At 59.9% G+C, this 21,108-nt stretch carries 17 protein-coding genes and 3 pseudogenes; 15 read left to right on the top strand and 5 right to left on the bottom strand.

The window, feature by feature from the left end; translation table 11 throughout:
* Positions 1-87 precede the first annotated feature (87 nt).
* Positions 88-939: a flagellar motor stator protein MotA gene (gene motA / locus JFV26_RS02855; protein WP_201189546.1), complete on the top strand. Its 852-nt coding sequence runs from the start codon at positions 88-90 to the stop codon at positions 937-939.
* A gap of 162 nt (positions 940-1,101) precedes the next feature.
* A complete protein-coding gene (gene motB / locus JFV26_RS02850; RefSeq protein ID WP_201189544.1) occupies positions 1,102-2,151 on the top strand; it encodes a flagellar motor protein MotB in 1,050 nt (349 codons plus the stop codon).
* Between the two features lie 235 nt (positions 2,152-2,386).
* Here motB and JFV26_RS02845 read toward each other — a convergent pair whose 3' ends face one another.
* From JFV26_RS02845 to rsgA, 4 genes and pseudogenes are all read right to left on the bottom strand, one after another.
* A complete protein-coding gene (locus tag JFV26_RS02845; RefSeq protein ID WP_201189542.1) occupies positions 2,387-2,872 on the bottom strand; it encodes a toll/interleukin-1 receptor domain-containing protein in 486 nt (161 codons plus the stop codon).
* Complete coding sequence (locus tag JFV26_RS02840) at positions 2,872-3,831, bottom strand: caspase family protein (protein WP_201189540.1); 960 nt, start codon at positions 3,829-3,831, stop codon at positions 2,872-2,874. Before JFV26_RS02840 ends, JFV26_RS02845 begins: the two co-directional genes overlap by 1 nt.
* A gap of 2 nt (positions 3,832-3,833) precedes the next feature.
* A complete protein-coding gene (locus JFV26_RS02835) occupies positions 3,834-4,241 on the bottom strand; it encodes a TIR domain-containing protein (protein ID WP_201189538.1) in 408 nt (135 codons plus the stop codon).
* A gap of 210 nt (positions 4,242-4,451) precedes the next feature.
* Positions 4,452-5,482, bottom strand: a pseudogene (gene rsgA, locus JFV26_RS02830) (small ribosomal subunit biogenesis GTPase RsgA).
* 107 nt (positions 5,483-5,589) lie between these two features.
* On the opposite strand from rsgA, the gene orn reads away from it, so the two are divergent.
* Complete coding sequence (orn, locus tag JFV26_RS02825) at positions 5,590-6,132, top strand: oligoribonuclease (protein ID WP_201189536.1); 543 nt, start codon at positions 5,590-5,592, stop codon at positions 6,130-6,132.
* 174 nt (positions 6,133-6,306) lie between these two features.
* Positions 6,307-6,918, top strand: coding sequence for a trimeric intracellular cation channel family protein (locus JFV26_RS02820; protein ID WP_054053347.1), 612 nt, complete (start codon positions 6,307-6,309; stop codon positions 6,916-6,918).
* 90 nt (positions 6,919-7,008) lie between these two features.
* Here the strand turns inward: JFV26_RS02820 and queG are convergent, their stop codons facing one another.
* Positions 7,009-8,073 carry a tRNA epoxyqueuosine(34) reductase QueG gene (gene queG / locus JFV26_RS02815; protein WP_201189535.1) on the bottom strand — a complete coding sequence of 355 codons (1,065 nt, stop codon included), beginning with the start codon at positions 8,071-8,073 and terminating at the stop codon, positions 7,009-7,011.
* A gap of 63 nt (positions 8,074-8,136) precedes the next feature.
* Here queG and JFV26_RS02810 point away from each other — a divergent pair.
* The 11 genes and pseudogenes from JFV26_RS02810 (at position 8,137) to JFV26_RS02760 (ending at position 21,057) form a co-directional block, all read left to right on the top strand.
* Positions 8,137-9,635: pseudogene (locus JFV26_RS02810) on the top strand (NAD(P)H-hydrate dehydratase).
* The gene (gene tsaE / locus JFV26_RS02805; protein WP_201189533.1) at positions 9,623-10,093 is read left to right on the top strand and encodes a tRNA (adenosine(37)-N6)-threonylcarbamoyltransferase complex ATPase subunit type 1 TsaE; all 471 of its coding nucleotides are present in this window, start codon (positions 9,623-9,625) and stop codon (positions 10,091-10,093) included. The pseudogene JFV26_RS02810 and the gene tsaE overlap by 13 nt, the downstream one beginning before the upstream one ends.
* Positions 10,094-11,523 (top strand): annotated as a pseudogene (locus JFV26_RS02800) (N-acetylmuramoyl-L-alanine amidase).
* Positions 11,520-13,430 carry a DNA mismatch repair endonuclease MutL gene (mutL, locus tag JFV26_RS02795; protein ID WP_446739893.1) on the top strand — a complete coding sequence of 637 codons (1,911 nt, stop codon included), beginning with the start codon at positions 11,520-11,522 and terminating at the stop codon, positions 13,428-13,430. The pseudogene JFV26_RS02800 and the gene mutL overlap by 4 nt, the downstream one beginning before the upstream one ends.
* Positions 13,430-14,401 (top strand): tRNA (adenosine(37)-N6)-dimethylallyltransferase MiaA, encoded by a 972-nt coding sequence (miaA, locus tag JFV26_RS02790; RefSeq protein WP_201189633.1) that lies wholly within the window; start codon positions 13,430-13,432, stop codon positions 14,399-14,401. Before mutL ends, miaA begins: the two co-directional genes overlap by 1 nt.
* A 93-nt stretch (positions 14,402-14,494) precedes the next feature.
* Positions 14,495-14,755, top strand: a complete 261-nt coding sequence (gene hfq, locus JFV26_RS02785; RefSeq protein WP_007902656.1) for an RNA chaperone Hfq — start codon at positions 14,495-14,497, stop codon at positions 14,753-14,755.
* A gap of 12 nt (positions 14,756-14,767) precedes the next feature.
* A complete protein-coding gene (gene hflX, locus JFV26_RS02780) occupies positions 14,768-16,069 on the top strand; it encodes a ribosome rescue GTPase HflX (RefSeq protein WP_201189524.1) in 1,302 nt (433 codons plus the stop codon).
* 96 nt (positions 16,070-16,165) lie between these two features.
* Entirely contained in the window at positions 16,166-17,338 is a 1,173-nt protein-coding gene (hflK, locus tag JFV26_RS02775; protein WP_201189516.1) for an FtsH protease activity modulator HflK, read from the top strand.
* The gene (hflC, locus tag JFV26_RS02770; RefSeq protein WP_201189514.1) at positions 17,338-18,207 is read left to right on the top strand and encodes a protease modulator HflC; all 870 of its coding nucleotides are present in this window, start codon (positions 17,338-17,340) and stop codon (positions 18,205-18,207) included. The genes hflK and hflC overlap by 1 nt, the downstream gene beginning before the upstream one ends.
* 315 nt (positions 18,208-18,522) lie before the next feature.
* The gene (locus JFV26_RS02765) at positions 18,523-19,710 is read left to right on the top strand and encodes an ATP phosphoribosyltransferase regulatory subunit (protein WP_201189512.1); all 1,188 of its coding nucleotides are present in this window, start codon (positions 18,523-18,525) and stop codon (positions 19,708-19,710) included.
* Between the two features lie 54 nt (positions 19,711-19,764).
* Positions 19,765-21,057: an adenylosuccinate synthase gene (locus tag JFV26_RS02760; RefSeq protein WP_201189510.1), complete on the top strand. Its 1,293-nt coding sequence runs from the start codon at positions 19,765-19,767 to the stop codon at positions 21,055-21,057.
* Positions 21,058-21,108 lie beyond the last annotated feature (51 nt).

Raw genomic sequence — 21,108 nt, 5'->3', positions numbered from 1 at the left:
GGCGCAGTTTTGCCGATAAGTAGAAGAAGAGATTTTTTAACTTCCGAATATGACCTTGAACCCGACTCAGTAAGTACTCTCCTACCTATGGCTAAAATTATCGGCATCATCGTCGTATTCGCGAGCGTGCTCGGCGGATACGTGCTTTCCCACGGCAAGATTGCCGCCCTGATCCAGCCCTTCGAGGTGATGATTATCGGTGGCGCGGCCCTTGGCGCATTCCTGCAGGCCAACCCCGGTTACATGACCCTGCACGTGCTCAAGAAATCCCTGGGCATGTTCAGTTCGCGCTTCAGCCACACCTTCTACCTTGAAGTGCTGGGCCTGATCTACGAGATCCTCAACAAGAGCCGCCGCGAAGGCATGATGGCCATCGAAGGCGACATCGAAGATGCCTCTGCCAGCCCGATCTTCGCCAAGTACCCCGCGGTACTGAAAGACGTACGCATGACTGCGTTTATCTGCGATTACTTGCGCATCATGTCCTCCGGCAACATGGCTCCCCATGAGCTGGAAGGCCTGTTCGACATGGAGCTCTACAGCCTTAAAGAAGACCTGGAACACCCATCCCACGCGGTGAACGGCATCGCCGACGCCATGCCGGGATTCGGTATCGTGGCGGCGGTACTCGGTATCGTGGTGACCATGGCTTCCCTGGGCGAAGGCGACCAAAAAGCCATCGGTATGCACGTAGGTGCGGCACTGGTAGGTACTTTCTTCGGTATCCTCGCGGCCTACGGCTTCTTCGGCCCGCTGGCTCACTCCCTGGCCCACGATGCCAAGGAAGAACTGAACGTCTACGAAGCCATCAAGGCCTCCCTGGTCGCTTCGGCATCCGGCATGCCGCCATCGCTGGCGGTGGAGTTCGGTCGCAAGGTTCTGTACCCGGCGCACCGTCCTAGCTTTGCCGAGCTGGAACAAGCCGTTCGCGGTCGATAGTGCTCTGTTTTGCAAATACGTTCCTTTTTTGGCGAGTGACTGTTGTTGCCAGACAAGGCGCCGCGACGAGTCATAGCTTGCTATGGCGAGGAGCGGCAACGCCGTATGGCGACAACAGGCACCGTCAAAAAGGAACAGTATTTGTGAGACAGAGCACTCTGTATGGAAAATAACCAGCCGATTATCATCAAGCGCGTCAAGCGCATCGCCGGCGGGCATCACGGGGGTGCCTGGAAAATCGCCTTCGCTGACTTCGCCACGGCGATGATGGCGTTCTTCCTGGTGTTGTGGCTGCTGTCCACCGCCACCCCGGAACAGAAGATCGCCATTGCCGGTTACTTCAAAGATCCGGTCGGCTTCTCCGAAAGCGGCACGCCGTACATCATTGATTTGGGCGGCACGCCGACCCTGGCGCCGGAGAACACCCTCAACCCTGAGGTGAAATCCCAGCCGCAGCCGGACAAGGTGACGGTCGATACCGAGCAGGTCGAAGGCATGGCCGAACAGGTCGAGAAAGAACGCCTGGAACTGCTGCTGCAAGAACTGCAGAACAAGGTTGAAGAGAACCCGCAGTTGCAGAAGTTCAAGGACCAGATTCTGTTCGAGATCACCCCGAACGGCTTGCGCATCCAGATCATGGACGCGGATAACCGGCCGATGTTCGACTCAGGCTCAGCGCGTCTGAAACCTTACTTCGAAGACATCCTGCTGGCCATGGCCGACACCATCAAAGCGGTGCCGAACAAGATCAGCATCAGCGGTCACACCGACGCCAAGCCGTACTCGGGCACCGGTGATTTCGGTAACTGGGAATTGTCGGCCAACCGTGCCAACGCCGCTCGCCGTGCGCTGGTTGCCGGCAGTTATCCGGATTCGCAAGTAGCACGTGTCGTCGGTTATGCCTCCTCGGCGTTGTTCGACCGGGAGCACCCGTTCAACCCGGTCAACCGCCGTATCGATATCGTCGTACTGACGAAGAAGGCTCAGGCAGCGATCGAAGGCTCACAAGGTGCCGAACCAGCTCAGACACCAGGGCAGGGCGCTCCGGGTGAAGCACCGCCGGCACCGGCCACACCGGTCGATCCAAATGCTGTGCCTGCGGAGAAGCAACCGGTACCGGCTCATGAACTTCGTGAGCGTTTGAACCTGTTTGAAGATCCGGCGCCGAAGCCGGGTGATCCGGCCAAACCGGCGGAACCGCCCAAGCAGTGACCCACAAAAAAGCCACGATGATCGTGGCTTTTTTGTTTCTGGATTGACCGACAGCGCAAACACGCACGGCGATCTGTAGCAGCTGGCGAAGTCTGCGTCCGGCTGCGTAGCAGTCGTAAAACCTGAGCGCGAGGTCTTCCTGAAGAACCGAATGTGCTGAATTACGACTGCTACGCAGCCGGACGCAGGCTTCGCCAGCTGCTACAAAGGCTTTGCTTGCCTTGGACTTTGTTTCTCAGAAGCCTCTGCCAACCCGGCTTTTCAACTGGTCGTGGAAGATGTCGGCGTTTTTCTTGTAGGTGCCGCGCAGCGACTCATTGATCGAGTCCAGTGCCATCGAGCGTTTGGACGTGACCTCGTCGCGGTAAGCATCGATGAAGAACTCGATGTCCTTTTCGCTGGTCAGCTTCGGCCATTTGTCCAGGTACAGCGGCAACTCCGCCGGCCCGGTCTTGAATGAACAGATCCGTCGGTTGCTGATGGTGGCCTCGCCGATTTCGAATGGCACCCACCACGACAGCGCGGTGCGTTCGGACACTACCGCCAGCAGGTGGGTGCATTCGCTGATGTTGCGGGTGATCACCCCGGTGATGTCATCGGTGGTCTGCGACTCGGGGTCAAGCACGTCGAGATAGGTTTTGATGTTGGCCTGCTGCAGCCGGGCGTTGATGGCGATGGCTTGCGGCCGATCCATGTGGCGGTAGCTGATAAACACTGGCATCAGAAATGTCCCTTGATCGCGAGTTCGCGGTAGTAGGCACCGAGCGCTGTAAGGCGACAGCCGGTGGAATGGATTGCGGCGTAGTACATGTGCTCGGCCTCCACTGGTTCAATCAAGCTGTGGCGATTGCACTTTTGCAGTTGGGCGAAGACCTCGCCGTGTTCGGCGTCGAACGCAGGCTCGGTGGGTTCGTAGCTGGGTGCCAGCGGGAACACCGACTCGGCCTCGGTGAACCATTCGGGCAGCTTGCGCAGGATTTCCTTGGGAATCAGGGGCGAAACCTCTCGCAGCGATATGAACTGCGAAACGTTGGTTTTGAACACCGGACGCTGTTCCCAGGCATCGAGAGCGTTGTCGACAAACGAATAGAGACTGCCGGGAGTGATCTTTCCCAGGATATTCGCGGCGCCGCCGTGCAACGCCTGGAGTAACAAACCGGTGAACACGCCATGGCCGGCTCCTTCCATTGCCGGCTGTTCCTTTTTGCACGCCGTCAGGATGGTCATGCCCTCGCCAACCACACTGCTTTCGCTGCGAAGCGCACGTATTTCCCCCGCAGAGCCACCTTGGCAGCAATCAAGAATGATCACTTTGTTTTTGATCTTCACGGCTTTGGTAGCCCAGTTCAGGATGTCGCTGATGCGGATTCCATCCTTGGCGTTCTTGTAGTCCTGGGGAATCAGCATTCCCTCGTCCGTATCAACGTCGAAGCTTCCATGACCCGCGAAGTACAACAGCGCAACGCTGCAATCGCCCGAAAACAACTCTTGGATGTGTCCTTCGAGCTTTTCCCGGCTCAGATAGTCTTCGGCGGAGGTCAGCACCAGATTTTTGAAGTTCGGGTCACCATTGGCATCGGTTTTCAGTACGGACGCCATAGCGATTGCATCATTGTTGCAGCCGCTCAGTTGGGAAATATGCGTGTAATTGTTAATCCCGATAAACAATCCCTTGCGCATGATCACACCGCCGTATGCTGGCGAATCGCGCCGACGATGCTTTTGGTGTTCCATGCACATTCAGCGTGTGCGGCGTCCCGCACCACCGTGGAAATCCGCTCGGCGCCGAATGGCTTGATTGCGATGATCACCTTGCCCATCTGTTTGGCGATCTCGATCTCTTTGTTGATCCACTTGCTATAGGTGGAATACACGCCGGCCATGATCAGCACCGCCGAGCACGGACGGATCTTGTTTTCGATGGCTTCGATCAGTTGCTTGTCGGTTTTCGCGCCGATGATCGGGTTCTCCGGCGGCACCGAGAAATTCTTGAAAGTGAAGTCCGGGTGGGCACCCAACAGGCTCACTAATTTGTCGTGGGCGTCGGAGTAGGTCCAGGAGTGGCTGATGAACAAATGATAGGTTTGCATGGGAGTCCCTCGGTATCGCGGAAGTGCGAAGAGGGCTTGAATTTAGGGGGTGAATGAGGGTGACAAGGGCTTGGTACTAAAACAGAAGCGCCCTACAGGCGGGCGTGCGTAGGTCCTGCAGAATAGTCTGATGTTTAAGTCTGCGAGGGTTTTGTAAGTCGAAAGCAACGACGCGCCACCCCGTCGATGTCGGGGGGCGCGCACGTCTGTTTAGTAGCTGGTTTCCGGCAGGCTGGCGATGATCGAGCGATAGCTGTTCATTCGTTGCTGCTGCACGCGGCCTTCTTCCAGGGCCTTGAGCAAGGCGCAACCCGGTTCGCGGTCGTGCTTGCAGTCGCGGAAGCGGCAGGTGCCGATCAAGTCGTTGAACTCGATGAAGCCGGCTTCGACGTCGGCACGGCTGACGTGGCCGAGGCCGAATTCACGGATGCCCGGGAGTCGATCAGTTCACCGCCGCCGGGGAAGTGGAACAACCGCGCGGTGGTGGTGGTGTGCGTGCCCTGGCCGGACAGCTCGGACAGCGGACCGACGCGGGTTTCGACTTCCGGCAGCAGGCTGTTGACCAGCGACGACTTGCCGACGCCGGACTGGCCGACGAATACGCTGATGCGCCCGTCCAGTTGCTCCTGCAATTGCTCCATGCCGTTGCCGTGGTGGGCCGACACTTCCAGCACCGGGTAACCGAGCGTGCGGTAAACCGCCAGCAGGGCATTCAGTGCGGGAGCGTTCTGCTCATCGATCAGGTCGAACTTGTTGAGCAGCAGCAGTGGACGAATCCCCGCGTGCTCAGCGGCGACCAGATAACGGTCGATCAGGTTGGCGTGGGGCTCGGGCAGCGGGGCGAAGACAATGACGATCATGTCGACGTTGGCCGCAACCGGCTTGAGCTGGCCACGGCTGTCCGGGCGGCAGAGTTCGGTTTTACGCGGCAGTTGCGCCACGATGACACCAATGCCCTGGTTGCCGGCACGCCAGACCACCTGATCGCCGGTCACCAGCGCTGGCAGGTTGGCGCGCAAGTGACAACGGAACACCTGACCGGCCAAATCGCCATCAAGCGCTTCGACTTCGACCTGCACACCGAAGTGCGCGATCACCAGGCCCGTCTGTTCCGGACCCAGGTCGCCGCCCTCAAGTGCCTCGACAGCCGAGGACTCGCGTTTGGCGGCGCGGGCAGCGCGTTCGCCCTGAATCTTTTCGATGCGCCAGTTTTGACGACGATTGAGTTGGCGTTTGGCCATGGGTGTTCCGTATCAAGAATGCAGCGATTAGGTAAAACGGCCGCGAGTTTAGCACGCCCGGCCGGTTGCCTAGGCTAAACTGCGCAGCATTGCCTAGGAGCCGACACATGCAAAACCCGCAGAATCTGATCTGGATCGACCTGGAAATGACCGGTCTGAACCCTGATACCGACGTCATCATCGAGATGGCGACCATTGTCACCGACAGTGATCTGAACACCTTGGCCGAAGGTCCGGTGATCGCGATCCATCACAGTGACGCGATCCTCGCCGGCATGGACGAGTGGAACACCCGTCAACACGGCGGTTCGGGCCTGACTCAACGGGTTCGCGACAGCCGCATCAGCATGGCCGAAGCCGAAGCCGAGACCATCGCCTTCCTGGAAAAATGGGTGCCAAAGGGCAAGTCGCCGATCTGTGGCAACAGCATCTGCCAGGACCGTCGCTTCCTTTATACGCACATGAAATCCCTGGAAAGCTACTTCCACTACCGCAACCTCGACGTGTCGACGCTCAAAGAGCTGGCCGCACGCTGGGCACCGGACGTGCGTGACAGCTTCAAAAAAGGCAGCACGCACCTGGCGCTGGACGATATTCGCGAATCAATCGCCGAGTTGCAGCACTACCGTAAGCATTTCATCAAGTTCTGACGTTGGAATATGCCCCTGTAGGAGCTGACGAAGGCTGCGATCTTTTGATCTTAAAAATCAAAATCAAAAGATCGCAGCCTGCGGCAGCTCCTACAGGGATCTCGTTTCGGCTGCCCTCTTTTGGTGCCGCCACGAAATGGCTAGACTGCGCGCCCTCCTGCCAGGACCGCCACCATGTTGCTGATGCTCTACCTGATCGCCATTACCGCCGAAGCCATGACCGGTGCCTTGTCTGCCGGCCGTCGGGGCATGGACTGGTTTGGCGTGGTGCTGATCGCCTGCGTCACGGCGTTGGGTGGCGGTTCGGTGCGCGACGTGCTGCTCGGTCACTACCCGCTGACGTGGGTCAAACACCCGGAATACCTGGTGCTGACCTCGGTCGCGGCGATGTTCACCGTCTTCACCGCCCGCTGGATGCGTCACCTGCGCTCGCTGTTTCTGGTACTCGATGCCGTGGGCCTGGTGGCGTTCACGCTGATCGGCTGCATGACGGCGCTGGAGATGGGCCACGGCATGTTGGTGGCGTCTGTGAGCGGCGTGATCACCGGGGTTTTCGGCGGGATCCTGCGGGACATCTTCTGCAATGACATCCCGTTGATCTTCCGCCGCGAACTCTACGCCAGCGTCTCGTTTGCGGCGGCGTGGTGCTACATGCTCTGCATTTATCTGCAATTACCCGGCGAGCAGGCGATTTTGATCACACTCTTCGGTGGGTTTTTGCTGCGGCTACTGGCGATCCGATTTCACTGGGAAATGCCGAAGTTCGTCTACAACGACGAAGCCTGATTTACACTCGGTCCCCGTAGGAGCTGCCAAAGGCTGCGATCTTTTGATTTTGAAAAATCAGGATCAAAAGATCGCAGCCTTCGGCAGCTCCTACGCCAGGCCGTGTTGTTTCAGGGCCCACTCGACGTGTTCGCGCACTAACTCCGACGGGTAATCCCTGCGCGCCTTCAACGCTTCGAGCACCGGAATGCTCGACGGCGCATTGCCCAGACCAACCGCCAGATTACGCAACCAGCGCTCGTAACCGGCCCGGCGTAACGGCGAGCCCTCGGTGCTGCTGAGAAACCGCTCCTCATCCCACATGAACAGCTCGGCCAGCTCGGCGTTATCCAGATTGTGGCGGGGCTTGAAGTCACTTTCGCCGGACGGGCGGGCGAAGCGGTTCCACGGACAGACGATCTGGCAATCGTCGCAGCCGAACACCCGATTGCCGATCAATGGTCGCAAGTCTTCCGGGATCGCGCTTTTCAGTTCGATGGTCAGGTAGGAAATGCAGCGTCGGGCATCCAGCAGGTAAGGGCCGACAAACGCATTGGTCGGGCAGATGTCCAGGCACGCGGTGCAGCTGCCGCAATGTTCGGTAGCGTGGGGCGGGTCTTCCGGCAGCGGCAGGTCGACGAACAGTTCGCTGAGGAAGAAGTAACTGCCGGCCTTTCGATTCAAGACCAGGGTGTTTTTGCCGATCCAGCCAAGACCGGCCTTCTCGGCGATGGCTTTTTCCAATACCGGGGCGCTGTCGACGAAGGCGCGGTAGCCGAACGGGCCGATCACCGCCTGAATTTTTTCTGCCAGTTGTTGCACGCGTTTACGGATCAATTTGTGGTAATCGCGGCCCAAGGCATAACGCGACACGTAGGCTTTTTCCGGTTGGGCCAGTAATTGCGCCATTTGGGTGTCGCCGGGCAGGTAGTCCATGCGCAGGGATACTACACGCAACGTGCCGGGTACCAGTTCTTCCGGGTGCGAGCGTTTGCTGCCGTGGGCACCCATGTATTCCATTTCGCCGTGGTAGCCGGCTTCGAGCCAGCGCTCCAGGTGCTGCTCATGCTCGGCCAGGTCCAGGCCGCTGATGCCGACTTGCTGAAAGCCCAGCTCACGGCCCCAGACCTTGATGGATTGGGCGAGGGCGGGCAGGTCTGTAGTAATAGCGGGCATGAGGCGAGAGAAACCGGAGCTGAGATGCGTATAATTCTGCCAGACATCGGAGCCCGAAGACGCATGCCGCAGACTAAAGATGATTTACCCGACGCGCTGTACAGCGCCGCGCAAGTGCGTGGGCTCGATTCGAGCCTGATCGCGGCCGGTACCCGGGCTTCGAATTGATGCAGCGTGCGGCGCGGGCGACCTGGCGTGCGCTGGTCCGCCAGTGGCCGACGGCGAACGAATTGACGGTGCTGGCCGGTCACGGCAACAACGCTGGCGACGGCTATCTGGTAGCGGTGCTGGCTCGGCGGGCCGGATGGCGGGTGCGGGTGCTGGCTGTCGATGAGCTCCAGCGTTTGCAGGGTGATGCGGCGTTGGCCCATGCCGAAGCCGTTTCTGAAAAAGTCATTCTCGAAGCCTGGAGCGCAAGCGCCGAACTGCGCGGCGTCGTACTGGATGCGTTGCTGGGTACCGGCCTGGCCGGTGAGGTGCGTGAGCCCTACGCCAGCGTCATCGCCGCAATCAATGCCAGCGGCCTGCCGGTGGCGGCGGTGGATATCCCGTCGGGGTTGTGTGCCGATACGGGTCGCGTACTTGGCGCGGCTGTTCGGGCTGATCTGACCGTGACCTTCATTGGTCTGAAGCTGGGGCTGTTCACCGGAGATGCGGCGGATGTGGCGGGAGAGTTGGTCTTCAATGATCTACACGCTGACCCGCAATTGATCGAAAGCGCCGTCATCAGCGCCCGTCGCCTGGCGGCGAGTAACCTGCCGCGACTGGCCGCCCGGGCGCCAACGTCCCATAAAGGCACGTTCGGTCATGTGTTGCTGATTGGCGGTGATCGCGGTTTTGGTGGTGCGATCCTGCTGAGCGCGCAAAGTGCGTTGCGCAGCGGTGCCGGCATGGTGTCCGTGGCCACTCGCGCCGAGCACGTCCCGGCTGCGCTGGCGCGAATCCCTGAAGCCATGGTGCTGGGCACTTCGTCGGCTAATCAACTGATGGGATTGCTTGAAAAGGTGTCTGTGTTGGTCGTCGGTCCAGGCTTGGGTCAGTCGGCTTGGGGGAAAAGCCTGTTATCTGCCGCTGCGAATGCGCCGTTGCCGCAAGTCTGGGACGCCGATGCGCTGAATATGCTGGCCGAAGAACAGGTGAAGTTGCCCGCAGATTGCATCATCACCCCGCATCCCGGCGAAGCGGCGCGTCTGCTCGGGATAAGCACCGCCGACGTTCAGGCCAATCGTCCCGCCGCCGCTCACGCATTGAGCAAAAAATACACAGCTGTAGTGGTTCTGAAAGGCGCCGGCAGCCTGATCGCCAGTCCCGATGGGCGACTGGCGGTATGTCACCAGGGCCATCCGGCGATGGCCACGGCCGGTCTGGGCGATGTGCTGGCCGGTCTGGTGGGTGCCTTGCTGGCCCAAGGCATGGCAGCATTCGACGCCGCGTGCCTGGCGGTCTGGCTACACGCCAATGCTGGCGCGCAAGAAGGTAAATCGGGCCGTGGGCTGGCGGCCAGTGATCTGATCCCAGCCATTCGTCAGTTGTTGGAGGAGCAAGCACCGTGTCTGAAATAACCCTGTACCTGGCTGATGAAGAGGCAATGACCGCATTCGGCGCACGCATTGCGCAAACCACCCAAGGGCACGGCCTGATTTTTCTCGAGGGTGATCTGGGCGCGGGGAAAACCACGCTGTCCCGGGGCATCATCCGTGGCTTGGGGCATGTGGGTGCGGTGAAAAGCCCGACCTTCACCCTGGTCGAACCCTACGAGATTGGCGACATCCGGGCCTTCCATTTTGACCTCTATCGACTGGTCGATCCGGAAGAACTGGAGTACCTCGGCATCCGCGACTACTTCGACGACGATGCCCTGTGTTTGATCGAATGGCCCCAGAAAGGTGCAGGGTTTTTGCCAAAGCCCGACCTGACCATTACCATTAGCCCGCAAGACAGCGGGCGTTCGCTGAAAATTTTGCCACAGGGCTCGCGTGGCGAGTCGTGGTGTGCCGCTTTGGCATTGGAATCCAATTAAATGATGGGGTCAGGTATGCGCTTTCGCGCGATGGTAGCTGCCGTAGGATTGTTGTTTTTGGCGGTGACCGTCGACGCTGTGGCCGATTCGAAGGTCAACAGCGTTCGCCTGTGGCGAGCACCGGATAACACACGACTGGTGTTCGACCTCTCGGGGCCGGTGCAGCACAGCGTGTTCACCCTGACTTCGCCGGATCGGCTGGTCATCGACATCAACGGCGCGACCCTCGGTGCGCCGTTGAAGGTCAACACCTCCAATACTCCGATTACTGCCATGCGTTCGGCCCAGCGCACGCCGACCGACCTGCGGGTGGTCATCGACCTGAAAAAAGCCGTCACGCCAAAAAGCTTCGTCCTGGCGCCGAACGCCCAGTACGGCAATCGCCTGGTGGTCGACCTGTTCGATAGCGCCGAAGCTGCCGCCCCCATTCCGCCGCCGCCGAGCAATGTCGCGACCGTGGCCCCGGTGCCGGTCACCCCAATCGATCCTCCGGTGAAGCTGCCGCCTGCTCCGGCCGGCAAGCGCGACATCATTGTGGTCATCGATGCCGGTCACGGCGGTGAAGACCCGGGCGCCTCGGGTTCTCGCGGTCAGCATGAAAAAGACGTGGTCTTGGCCATCGCCCGTGAACTGCAGCGCCAGATCAACGGCATGAAGGGCTACCGCGCCGAGCTGACCCGTACCGGCGACTACTTCATCCCGTTGCGTGGCCGTACTGAAATCGCCCGCAAGAAAGGCGCCGACCTGTTCGTCTCGATCCACGCCGACGCCGCGCCTTCGGCCGCAGCTTTCGGCGCATCGGTGTTCGCCTTGTCGGATCGCGGCGCCACTTCGGAGACTGCCCGTTGGCTGGCCGACAGTGAAAACCGTTCCGACTTGATCGGTGGTGCCGGCAGCGTCAGCCTCGACGACAAGGACCGCATGCTCGCTGGCGTGCTGCTCGATCTGTCGATGACTGCTTCCCTGACTTCCAGCCTGGACGTTGGTCAAAAGGTCTTGAGCAACATCAGTCGCGTCACGCCGTTGCACAAGCAACGGGTGGAGCAGGCCGGGTTCATGGTGCTGAAATCGCCGGACATTCCGTCGATCCTGGTGGAAACCGGCTTCATCTCCAATGCTAATGAAGCGACCAAGTTGTCCGGAGCGAGCCATCAGCAGGCGCTTGCGCGTTCCATCAGCGCCGGCGTTCGCCAGTTCTTCCAGCAAAATCCTCCGCCGGGCACCTACATTGCCTGGCTGCGTGACTCCGGCAAGATCGCCCAAGGGCCGCGTGACCATCGCGTCAGCCCGGCGAGACGCTGGCGATGATTGCCGTGCGTTACCAGGTGTCCCCGGCGACCCTGCGCAGCGCCAATAATCTGAAAAGCGATGAGCTGAAAATTGGCCAGACCCTGACCATCCCCGGCACTGAACTGGCGGCCAAAGAATGAACCAGGTGCTGACCCACACCGCCCGCATCGAGCTGCTCAGCCCACGACTGGCGAACCAGATTGCCGCCGGTGAGGTGGTCGAACGCCCGGCATCGGTGATCAAGGAGTTGCTGGAAAACAGCCTCGACTCCGGCGCCAGGCGCATTGATGTCGATGTGGAGCAGGGCGGCGTCAAGCTGCTGCGGGTTCGCGACGACGGCAGCGGCATTTCTGCCGATGACCTGCCGCTGGCCCTCGCGCGACATGCCACCAGCAAGATTCGCAACCTCGAAGACCTCGAGCAGGTGATGAGCCTCGGGTTTCGCGGTGAAGCCCTGGCGTCTATCAGCTCCGTGGCGCGCCTGACCCTGACGTCCCGCACCAAGGACGCCGATCAGGCCTGGCAAGTCGAAACCGAAGGTCGGGACATGGCGCCCCGTGTGCAACCGGCCGCTCATCCAGTGGGCACTTCGGTGGAGGTGCGCGACCTGTTCTTCAACACCCCGGCCCGGCGCAAATTCCTCAAGACCGAAAAAACCGAATTCGATCACCTGCAAGAAGTGATCAAGCGCCTGGCCTTGGCGCGATTCGACGTGGCGTTCCATTTGCGCCATAACGGCAAGACCATCCTCAGCCTGCACGAAGCCCACGACGACGCGGCCCGTGCCCGGCGTGTGGCGGCGATCTGCGGCGCGGGTTTCCTGGAGCAGGCGCTGCCGATTGAAATCGAGCGCAATGGCCTGCATTTGTGGGGCTGGGTCGGGTTGCCAACCTTCAACCGCAGCCAGGCAGACTTGCAGTATTTCTTTGTGAACGGCCGTGCGGTGCGCGACAAATTGGTGGCCCACGCGGTGCGCCAGGCCTATCGCGACGTGTTGTTCAACGGCCGGCACCCGACGTTCGTGCTGTTTTTCGAAGTCGATCCGGCGGGCGTTGACGTCAACGTGCACCCGACCAAGCACGAAGTGCGTTTCCGTGACGGGCGCATGGTTCACGATTTCCTCTACGGCACCTTGCACCGCGCCTTGGGCGATGTGCGGCCGGACGATCATCTGGCGGCACCCGTGGCGACGGCCATCGTTCGACCTACCGGCATCGATGCCGGTGAGTTCGGCCCGCAAGGCGAAATGCGCCTGGCGGCCAATGCCTTGCTGGAACAGCCTGCGGCGCAACCATCGTTCAATACGACGGCAGGTTCGGGCGCTGGCGCCGGTTACCAGTATCAGTACACGCCGCGGCCTCAATCCGGCGTGCCGGTTGCGCAAGAGCAGGCGGCCTACCGCGAGTTCTTCGCGCCATTACCCGAAGCCAATGCAGTAGCACTGCCGGCCGGGCAGGACGACATTCCGCCACTGGGTTATGCGCTGGCACAGCTCAAGGGCATCTATATCCTGTCGGAAAACGCCCAAGGCCTGGTGCTGGTGGACATGCACGCCGCTCATGAGCGGATCATGTATGAACGCCTGAAAGTCGCCATGGCCAGCGAAGGCCTGAGCGGCCAGCCGCTGTTGGTGCCGGAATCCCTGGCCGTGAGCCAGCGCGAAGCCGATTGCGCCGAAGAGAACATTGCGTGGTTCCAGCGTCTGGGCTTTGAATTGCAGCGCCTGGGCCCGGAAACCCTGGCGATCCGGCAGATCCCGGCGTTGCTCAAGCAGGCAGAAGCCAATCGCTTGGTCAGCGACGTACTGGCCGACCTGATGGAATACGGCACCAGTGACCGGATTCAGGCGCACCTGAACGAACTGCTCGGCACCATGGCCTGCCACGGCGCGATCCGTGCGAATCGGCGTCTGGCCCTGCCAGAAATGAACGGCCTGCTGCGGGACATGGAAAACACCGAGCGCAGTGGTCAATGCAACCATGGCCGACCGACCTGGACCCAATTGGGCCTGGACGATCTGGACAAACTGTTCTTGCGCGGTCGTTGATGAGCCAGCTCCCGCCAGCGATTTTCCTGATGGGCCCGACTGCTGCGGGCAAGACCGACCTGGCCATCGAGCTGACCAAAGTCCTGCCTTGCGAGCTGATCAGCGTCGATTCGGCGCTGGTCTATCGCGGCATGGACATCGGCACTGCCAAGCCTTCCAAAGAGATTTTGGCCGAATTCCCACACCGCTTGATCGATATTCTCGACCCGGCAGAGAGCTATTCGGCGGCGGATTTCCGTCGTGATGCGCTCGAAGCCATGGCCGAGATCACCGCGCGGGGCAAAATCCCGCTGCTTGTAGGCGGCACGATGCTCTACTACAAGGCTTTGGTCGAAGGCCTGGCAGAAATGCCGGCGGCTGACCCAGAGGTTCGCGCGCAAATCGAAGAAGAGGCTGCACGCCTTGGCTGGCAAGCCCTGCATGACCAATTGGCGCTGATTGATCCGGTCTCTGCGGCGCGAATTCACCCGAACGATCCTCAGCGTCTCAGTCGAGCGCTGGAAGTTTATCGTGTGAGCGGTCAGAGCATGACCGAGCTGCGGCTCAGACAATCTGCGCAAAGTACTGAAGCAGCCGCTTCGGGACTGCAACAATTGCCCTATACTGTCGCGAACTTGGCCATCGCTCCGGCTAATCGCCAGGTACTGCACGCCCGTATTAAACAAAGATTCACAAATATGTTGGAACAGGGATTCATCGACGAGGTCGTAGCCCTGCGTACGAGAAGTGACCTGCATTCAGGGTTGCCGTCTATACGCGCTGTAGGGTACCGACAAGTCTGGGATTACCTGGATGGCAAGCTGACGCAAGCCGAGATGCAGGAGCGGGGAATCATTGCCACGCGCCAATTGGCAAAGCGCCAGTTCACCTGGCTACGCAGTTGGGCTGATTTACACTGGCTGGACAGCCTCGATTGCGACAATCTGCCGCGCGCCTTGAAATACCTTGGGACCATCTCCATATTGAGCTGAGTCCTTGCAATTGCCGTCTATCCTTGGGGGTGTGACGGCCCAAGCCATCTGTTTACCTATTTTTTATATTGAATCCTTAAAGGAGTGCGGCACATGTCAAAAGGGCATTCGCTACAAGACCCTTACTTGAATACTTTACGTAAAGAGAAAGTTGGGGTTTCCATCTACCTGGTCAACGGGATCAAACTGCAGGGCACGATCGAGTCTTTCGACCAGTTCGTTATCCTGCTGAAAAACACCGTTAGCCAGATGGTCTACAAACACGCTATCTCTACAGTAGTGCCGGTTCGTCCAATTCGTCTGCCTAGTGCAACCGAATCCGAAGCAGGTGACGCTGAGCCAGGTAACGCCTGATAGGAGTCTCCTTTGTTCTTTGAGCGCCACGGTGGTGGTGAACGAGTGATCCTCGTTCACTTGGATGGACAGGACCCTGAGGCGCGCGAAGATCCGCAGGAGTTTCAGGAGTTGGCTAATTCGGCCGGCGCCGAGACCGTTGCGTTTTTTAACGTGCCGCGTCATCGGCCAACCGCCAAATTCCTGATTGGCAGCGGCAAGGTCGAGGAGCTGCGCGACCTGGTCCATGCCGAAAAGGCAGATCTGGTCATCTTCAATCACATCCTCACGCCCAGTCAGGAACGTAACCTCGAACGTGTTTTCGAGTGTCGCGTGATCGACCGTACCGGTCTGATTCTCGATATTTTCGCCCAACGTGCCCGTACCCATGAAGGCAAGCTCCAGGTCGAACTGGCCCAGCTTGACCACATGAGCACCCGGCTGGTTCGTGGCTGGACCCACCTTGAGCGTCAAGGGGGCGGTATCGGTATGCGTGGCCCGGGTGAAACCCAGTTGGAAACCGACCGCCGTTTGCTGCGGGTTCGCCTGCGACAGATCAAGGGCCGGCTGGAAAAAGTGCGCAGTCAGCGCGAACAGTCGCGACGCGGCCGTTCGCGTGCGGATATTCCTACCGTGTCCCTGGTGGGGTATACCAACGCCGGCAAATCCACGCTCTTCAATAACGTGACGAAATCCGACGTGTACGCGGCTGACCAGTTGTTCGCCACGCTGGACCCGACCTTGCGCCGTCTGGAACTCGACGACCTGGGGCCGATTGTCCTGGCTGACACTGTGGGTTTCATACGCCACTTGCCCCACAAACTGGTCGAGGCATTTCGGTCTACGCTCGAAGAATCAAGCAACTCAGACCTGCTTTTGCACGTGATCGATGCGGCCGAACCGGATCGCATGTTGCAGATCGAGCAGGTGATGGTGGTGCTGGGCGAGATCGGAGCCCAGGACTTGCCGATCCTCGAGGTCTATAACAAACTCGATTTGCTTGAAGGCGTTGAGCCACAAATCCAGCGCGACGAAAACGGCAAGCCCCAACGGGTCTGGCTGTCGGCGCGTGATGGAAGTGGTCTGGAATTGCTTGAGCAAGCCATTGCCGAGTTGCTGGGCGGTGATTTGTTTGTGGGCACCTTGCGCTTGCCGCAACGTTTTGCTCGACTGCGTGCGCAGTTTTTCGAACTCGGTGTGGTACAGAAAGAAGAACACGACGAAGAAGGCATCTGCCTGCTGGCCGTTCGCTTGCCTCGGGTCGAGTTGAATCGACTGGTGAGCCGCGAAGGTCTGCAGCCGATGGACTTCATCGAGCAACACACTTTGCAATAAAAGCCTGAGAAAGCGGTTGTGCCGCGGTGACAGGCATTCTGTAGCATTGGTCGGCGCGCCGTGGGTGCGTCTTTGCTTTATCAGATGGAGAGCGCTATGGCTTGGAATGAGCCGGGTGGCAACTCGAATAATCAGGATCCTTGGGGTGGCAAGCGCCGCAATAACGGCGACCGCAAGGGACCACCGGATCTCGACGAGGCCTTCCGAAAGCTGCAGGAAAGCCTGAACGGGTTGTTCGGTGGTGGTAAGAAACGTGGTGACGACGGCGGTGGTTCGGGCAAGAGCGGCGGCTTCGGCGGCCTGCTCGGCATCGGCCTGGTCGTGCTCGCAGCCGTGTGGCTGTACAGCGCGGTCTACGTGGTCGACGAGCAGGAGCAAGCTGTTGTGCTGCGCTTCGGCAAGTACTACGAAACAGTCGGCCCGGGCCTGAACATCTACTTCCCGCCGATCGATAAAAAGTACATGGAAAACGTGACGCGCGAGCGTTCGTATACCAAGCAAGGCCAGATGCTGACCGAAGACGAGAATATCGTCGAAGTGCCGCTGACCGTGCAGTACAAGATCAGCAACCTGCAGGATTTCGTGCTGAACGTCGATCAGCCGGAAATCAGCCTGCAGCAAGCGACCGACAGCGCCTTGCGCCATGTGGTGGGTTCCACCGCGATGGACCAGGTCCTGACCGAGGGTCGTGAGTTGATGGCCAGTGAAATCAAGGAGCGTCTGCAACGTTTCCTCGATACTTATCGCACCGGTATCACCGTCACCCAGGTCAACGTACAGAACGCAGCGGCACCGCGTGAAGTCCAGGAAGCCTTTGATGACGTGATCCGTGCCCGTGAAGACGAGCAGCGTTCGCGCAACCAGGCTGAAACCTACGCCAACGGTGTCGTGCCGGAAGCCCGTGGTCAGGCCCAGCGTATCCTTGAAGATGCCAACGGTTACCGTGACGAAACGGTATCGCGCGCCAAGGGTGAGGGCGATCGCTTCACCAAACTGGTGGCCGAGTACCGCAAGGCGCCTGAAGTCACCCGCGAGCGTCTGTACCTGGACACCATGCAGGAAGTCTTCACCAACACCAGCAAGGTTCTCGTGACCGGCAACAAGAATGGCCAGAGCAATCTGCTGTACTTGCCGCTGGACAAGATGATCGACAGCGGCCGCAGCACCAGCGCACCGGTAACGGGCGCGGCAGCCAGCAGCAATGAAGCGAATGCGCGTGCAGCAGCTGATCTGCAGCAACAGCAAGCACGTACCAGGGAGAGTCGCTGATGAGCAATAAATCGCTGATCGCCCTTATTGTCGGCGTCGTCGTGGCGATCGCTGCCTGGAATTGCTTCTACATCGTGGCTCAGACCGAGCGCGCGGTGTTGCTGCAGTTCGGGCGCGTGGTCCAGCCTGATGTTCAGCCGGGCCTGCATGTGAAAGTGCCTTACGTCAACCAGGTGCGCAAATTCGACGCACGCCTGATGACGCTGGATGCACCGACACAACGCTTCCTGACGCTGGAAAAGAAAGCCGTCATGGTTGACGCCTTCGCCAAGTGGCGCGTGAAAGATGCCGAGCGCTTCTACACCGCGACATCCGGCCTCAAGCAGATTGCTGACGAGCGTCTGTCCCGTCGTCTGGAATCGGGCCTGCGTGACCAGTTTGGTAAGCGCACCCTGCATGAAGTGGTTTCCGGTGAACGTGACGCGCTGATGGCTGACATTACCGCTTCGCTGAACAAGATGGCGGAAAAAGAACTGGGCATCGAAGTGGTCGATGTTCGGGTCAAGGCCATCGACCTGCCGAAAGAAGTAAACCGCAGCGTGTTCGAACGTATGAGCACCGAGCGTGAGCGTGAAGCTCGCGAGCACCGCGCCAAGGGTAACGAGCTGGCTGAAGGCATCCGTGCCGACGCTGATCGTCAACGCCGCGTGTTGCTGGCTGAAGCCTATCGTGAATCCGAAGAGGTTCGCGGTGACGGTGACGCCCAGGCTGCTGCGATCTACTCCAAGGCCTACGGCCAGGATCAGGAGTTCTACGGTTTCTACCGTAGCCTGCGTGCCTACCGTGAAAGCTTCGCGAACAAAACCGATGTCATGGTCCTCGACCCAAGCAGCGACTTCTTCCGTTATCTGGAAAAGTCCAAGCCTTGATACAGCGTTGACCTGAATCATCCCCCGCCTGGCGGCTAAAACCTGCGGCGGGGTGATCCTTTGGGAAAACGTGTGTATGATGCGGCAGCCGGGAAATTCCCGGCTTTTTTGCGTCTGCACGTTTGATTGCGGTTTTTTGGCAGGCGTCCGAGTTGAATGACTCGACAGGTTTTTCGAGGAAAGTGATTGGCGAAGCCGGTTTCAGGCTTTTCGCCACGTCGTTCATGCGCGAGGTTTGCACATGAGCCGATCATTTTCTGCTTCACTCAAGGCTCGCCCAACGGCTGGCCGCCCGGATCATAGGGGAATGGCGTAATGGCAACGGTAGACCGCTGGCTGCTGCCAGATGGCATCGAAGAAGTACTGCCACCAGAAGCGGCGCGCATTGAAGTAGCGCGCCGCCAGGTGTTGGATCTGTTCCAGAGCTGGGGTTACGAGTTTGTCGTGACTCCCCATATCGAGTACCTGGAATCCCTGCTGACCGGCGCGGGCCAGGACCTGGATCTGCGTACCTTCAAGGTCATCGACCCGCAATCGGGCCGGCAGATGGGTTTCCGTGCGGACATCACGCCGCAGGTGGCGCGTATCGATGCACACACCCTGCGTCGCGAAGGCCCGAGCCGTCTGTGCTATGCCGGCAGCGTGCTGCATGCTCAGCCGCGGGCCTTGTCGTCTTCGCGCAGCCCGATCCAGTTGGGCGCCGAGTTGTACGGCGACGCCAGTCCGAGCAGCGACGTGGAAGTCATCAGCCTGATGCTGGCCATGCTGCAACTGGCCGATGTGCCGGATGTGCACATGGACCTCGGTCATGTAGGCATCTACCGTGGCCTGGCCCGCGCCGCCGGTTTGTCCGGTGAAGTCGAGCAACAATTGTTCGATGCATTGCAACGCAAGGCTATCGACGAGGTCATTACCTTGACCGAAGGCCTGCCTGCCGATCTGTCGGGCATGTTGCGAGCGCTGGTCGACCTGTGTGGCGGTCGTGAAGTGTTGAGTGCTGCCCGTGAACGCCTGGCCCATGCGCCGGCACCGGTACTGGCTGCGCTGGAAGACTTGCTGGCGATTGCCGACCGTCTGTCTACGCGTTTCCCGGACTTGCCGCTTTACTTCGATCTGGGCGAGCTGCGCGGCTACCACTACCACACCGGTGTAGTGTTCGCGGTGTTCGTACCGGGTGTTGGCCAATCCATTGCCCAGGGCGGTCGTTACGACGACATCGGCGCCGACTTCGGTCGTGCCCGCCCGGCAACTGGTTTCTCTACCGATTTAAAAACCCTGGTGACCCTGGGGCGTGCTGAGATCGAGCTACCGTCTGGCGGTATCTGGATGCCTGACAGTACGGATGCGGCACTCTGGCAGCAGGTTTGTCAGTTGCGCAGTGAGGGTCAGCGTGTCGTTCAGGCATTGCCTGGGCAGCCATTGGCCGCCGCCCGTGAAGCGGACTGCGACCGGCAATTGATTCAGCAGAACGGGCTTTGGCAAGTATTGCCGCTGGCTTCTTGAGTTTTCCTGCCGGCGGCTGCCGGCACCAAGTTTGCGCGAATGAGGACAAGTGTTATGGGTAAGAATGTCGTAGTCCTGGGCACCCAATGGGGTGATGAGGGCAAAGGCAAGATCGTTGATCTGCTGACCGAACATGCTGCCGCCGTAGTGCGCTACCAAGGTGGCCACAACGCGGGCCACACCCTGGTGATCGACGGCGAAAAAACCGTCTTGCACCTGATCCCGTCGGGCGTACTGCGCGAAGGCGTGCAGTGCCTGATCGGCAACGGCGTGGTGGTTGCACCGGACGCTCTGCTGCGCGAGATCATCAAGCTGGAAGAGAAAGGTGTACCGGTGCGCGAGCGCCTGCGTATCAGCCCTTCCTGCCCGCTGATCCTGTCCTATCACGTAGCGCTGGACCAGGCGCGTGAAAAGGCCCGTGGCGAGCTGAAGATCGGCACCACCGGTCGCGGCATCGGCCCTGCTTACGAAGACAAAGTTGCCCGTCGCGGTCTGCGCATCGGTGACCTGTTCCACCGTGAGCGTTTCGCCGCCAAGCTGGGCGAGTTGCTGGATTACCACAACTTCGTGCTGGTCAATTACTACAAAGAGCCGGCGATCGACTTCCAGAAAACACTCGACGAGTGCATGGAATACGCCGAGCTGCTCAAGCCGATGATGCTCGACGTCACCGCTGAACTGCACGAGCTGCGTCGCGCTGGCAAAGACATCATGTTCGAAGGCGCCCAAGGCTCCCTGCTGGACATCGACCACGGGACCTACCCGTACGTCACCAGCTCCAACACCACGGCGGGCGGCATCGCCACCGGTTCGGGTTTTGGTCCGATGTACCTGGATTACATCCTCGGCATCACCAAGGCCTACACCACTCGCGTGGGTTCGGGTCCGTTCCCGACTGAGCTGTTCGACGACGTTGGCGCGTTCCTGGCCAAGCGTGGCCACGAGTTCGGTGCTACCACCGGCCGTGCCCGTCGTTGCGGCTGGTTCGACGCCGTTATCCTGCGTCGCGCTATCGACGTCAACAGCATTTCGGGCCTGTGCCTGACCAAGCTGGACGTGCTGGATGGCCTGGAAACCATCAACATCTGTGTTGGCTACAAGAACCAGGACGGTGCCGTGATCGACGCCCCGACCGACGCCGACAGCTACATCGGCCTCGAGCCAGTGTATGAACAGATGCCAGGCTGGACCGAATCCACTGTTGGTGCCAAGACGCTGGAAGAGCTGCCGCAAGCGGCTCGCAACTACATCAAACGCGTCGAAGAGTTGGTCGGCGCGCCGATTGACATTATTTCGACGGGCCCGGACCGCAACGAGACCATCGTTTTGCGTCACCCGTTCGCTTAATAAGTCGTTGATGTAAAACACAAAGGCCCCTTAATCGGGGCCTTTGTCGTT

Source organism: Pseudomonas sp. TH31 (genome assembly GCF_016650815.1).
Lineage (GTDB): Bacteria > Pseudomonadota > Gammaproteobacteria > Pseudomonadales > Pseudomonadaceae > Aquipseudomonas.
Note: the sequence above shows the minus strand (reverse complement) of the source record. Positions and strands in the feature narration are given on the sequence as shown.

Coding starts and splice junctions, on each gene's coding strand:
- JFV26_RS02845 (WP_201189542.1), bottom strand. CDS start 2,872: ATGCCAGTGTTTATCAGCTACCGCCACATGGATCGGCCGCAAGCCATC.
- hflC (WP_201189514.1), top strand. CDS start 17,338: ATGAGCAATAAATCGCTGATCGCCCTTATTGTCGGCGTCGTCGTGGCG.
- miaA (WP_201189633.1), top strand. CDS start 13,430: ATGAGCCAGCTCCCGCCAGCGATTTTCCTGATGGGCCCGACTGCTGCG.
- queG (WP_201189535.1), bottom strand. CDS start 8,073: ATGCCCGCTATTACTACAGACCTGCCCGCCCTCGCCCAATCCATCAAG.
- orn (WP_201189536.1), top strand. CDS start 5,590: ATGCAAAACCCGCAGAATCTGATCTGGATCGACCTGGAAATGACCGGT.
- JFV26_RS02840 (WP_201189540.1), bottom strand. CDS start 3,831: ATGCGCAAGGGATTGTTTATCGGGATTAACAATTACACGCATATTTCC.
- hfq (WP_007902656.1), top strand. CDS start 14,495: ATGTCAAAAGGGCATTCGCTACAAGACCCTTACTTGAATACTTTACGT.
- JFV26_RS02835 (WP_201189538.1), bottom strand. CDS start 4,241: ATGCAAACCTATCATTTGTTCATCAGCCACTCCTGGACCTACTCCGAC.
- hflK (WP_201189516.1), top strand. CDS start 16,166: ATGGCTTGGAATGAGCCGGGTGGCAACTCGAATAATCAGGATCCTTGG.
- JFV26_RS02820 (WP_054053347.1), top strand. CDS start 6,307: ATGTTGCTGATGCTCTACCTGATCGCCATTACCGCCGAAGCCATGACC.
- motB (WP_201189544.1), top strand. CDS start 1,102: ATGGAAAATAACCAGCCGATTATCATCAAGCGCGTCAAGCGCATCGCC.
- mutL (WP_446739893.1), top strand. CDS start 11,520: ATGAACCAGGTGCTGACCCACACCGCCCGCATCGAGCTGCTCAGCCCA.
- JFV26_RS02765 (WP_201189512.1), top strand. CDS start 18,523: ATGGCAACGGTAGACCGCTGGCTGCTGCCAGATGGCATCGAAGAAGTA.
- motA (WP_201189546.1), top strand. CDS start 88: ATGGCTAAAATTATCGGCATCATCGTCGTATTCGCGAGCGTGCTCGGC.
- JFV26_RS02760 (WP_201189510.1), top strand. CDS start 19,765: ATGGGTAAGAATGTCGTAGTCCTGGGCACCCAATGGGGTGATGAGGGC.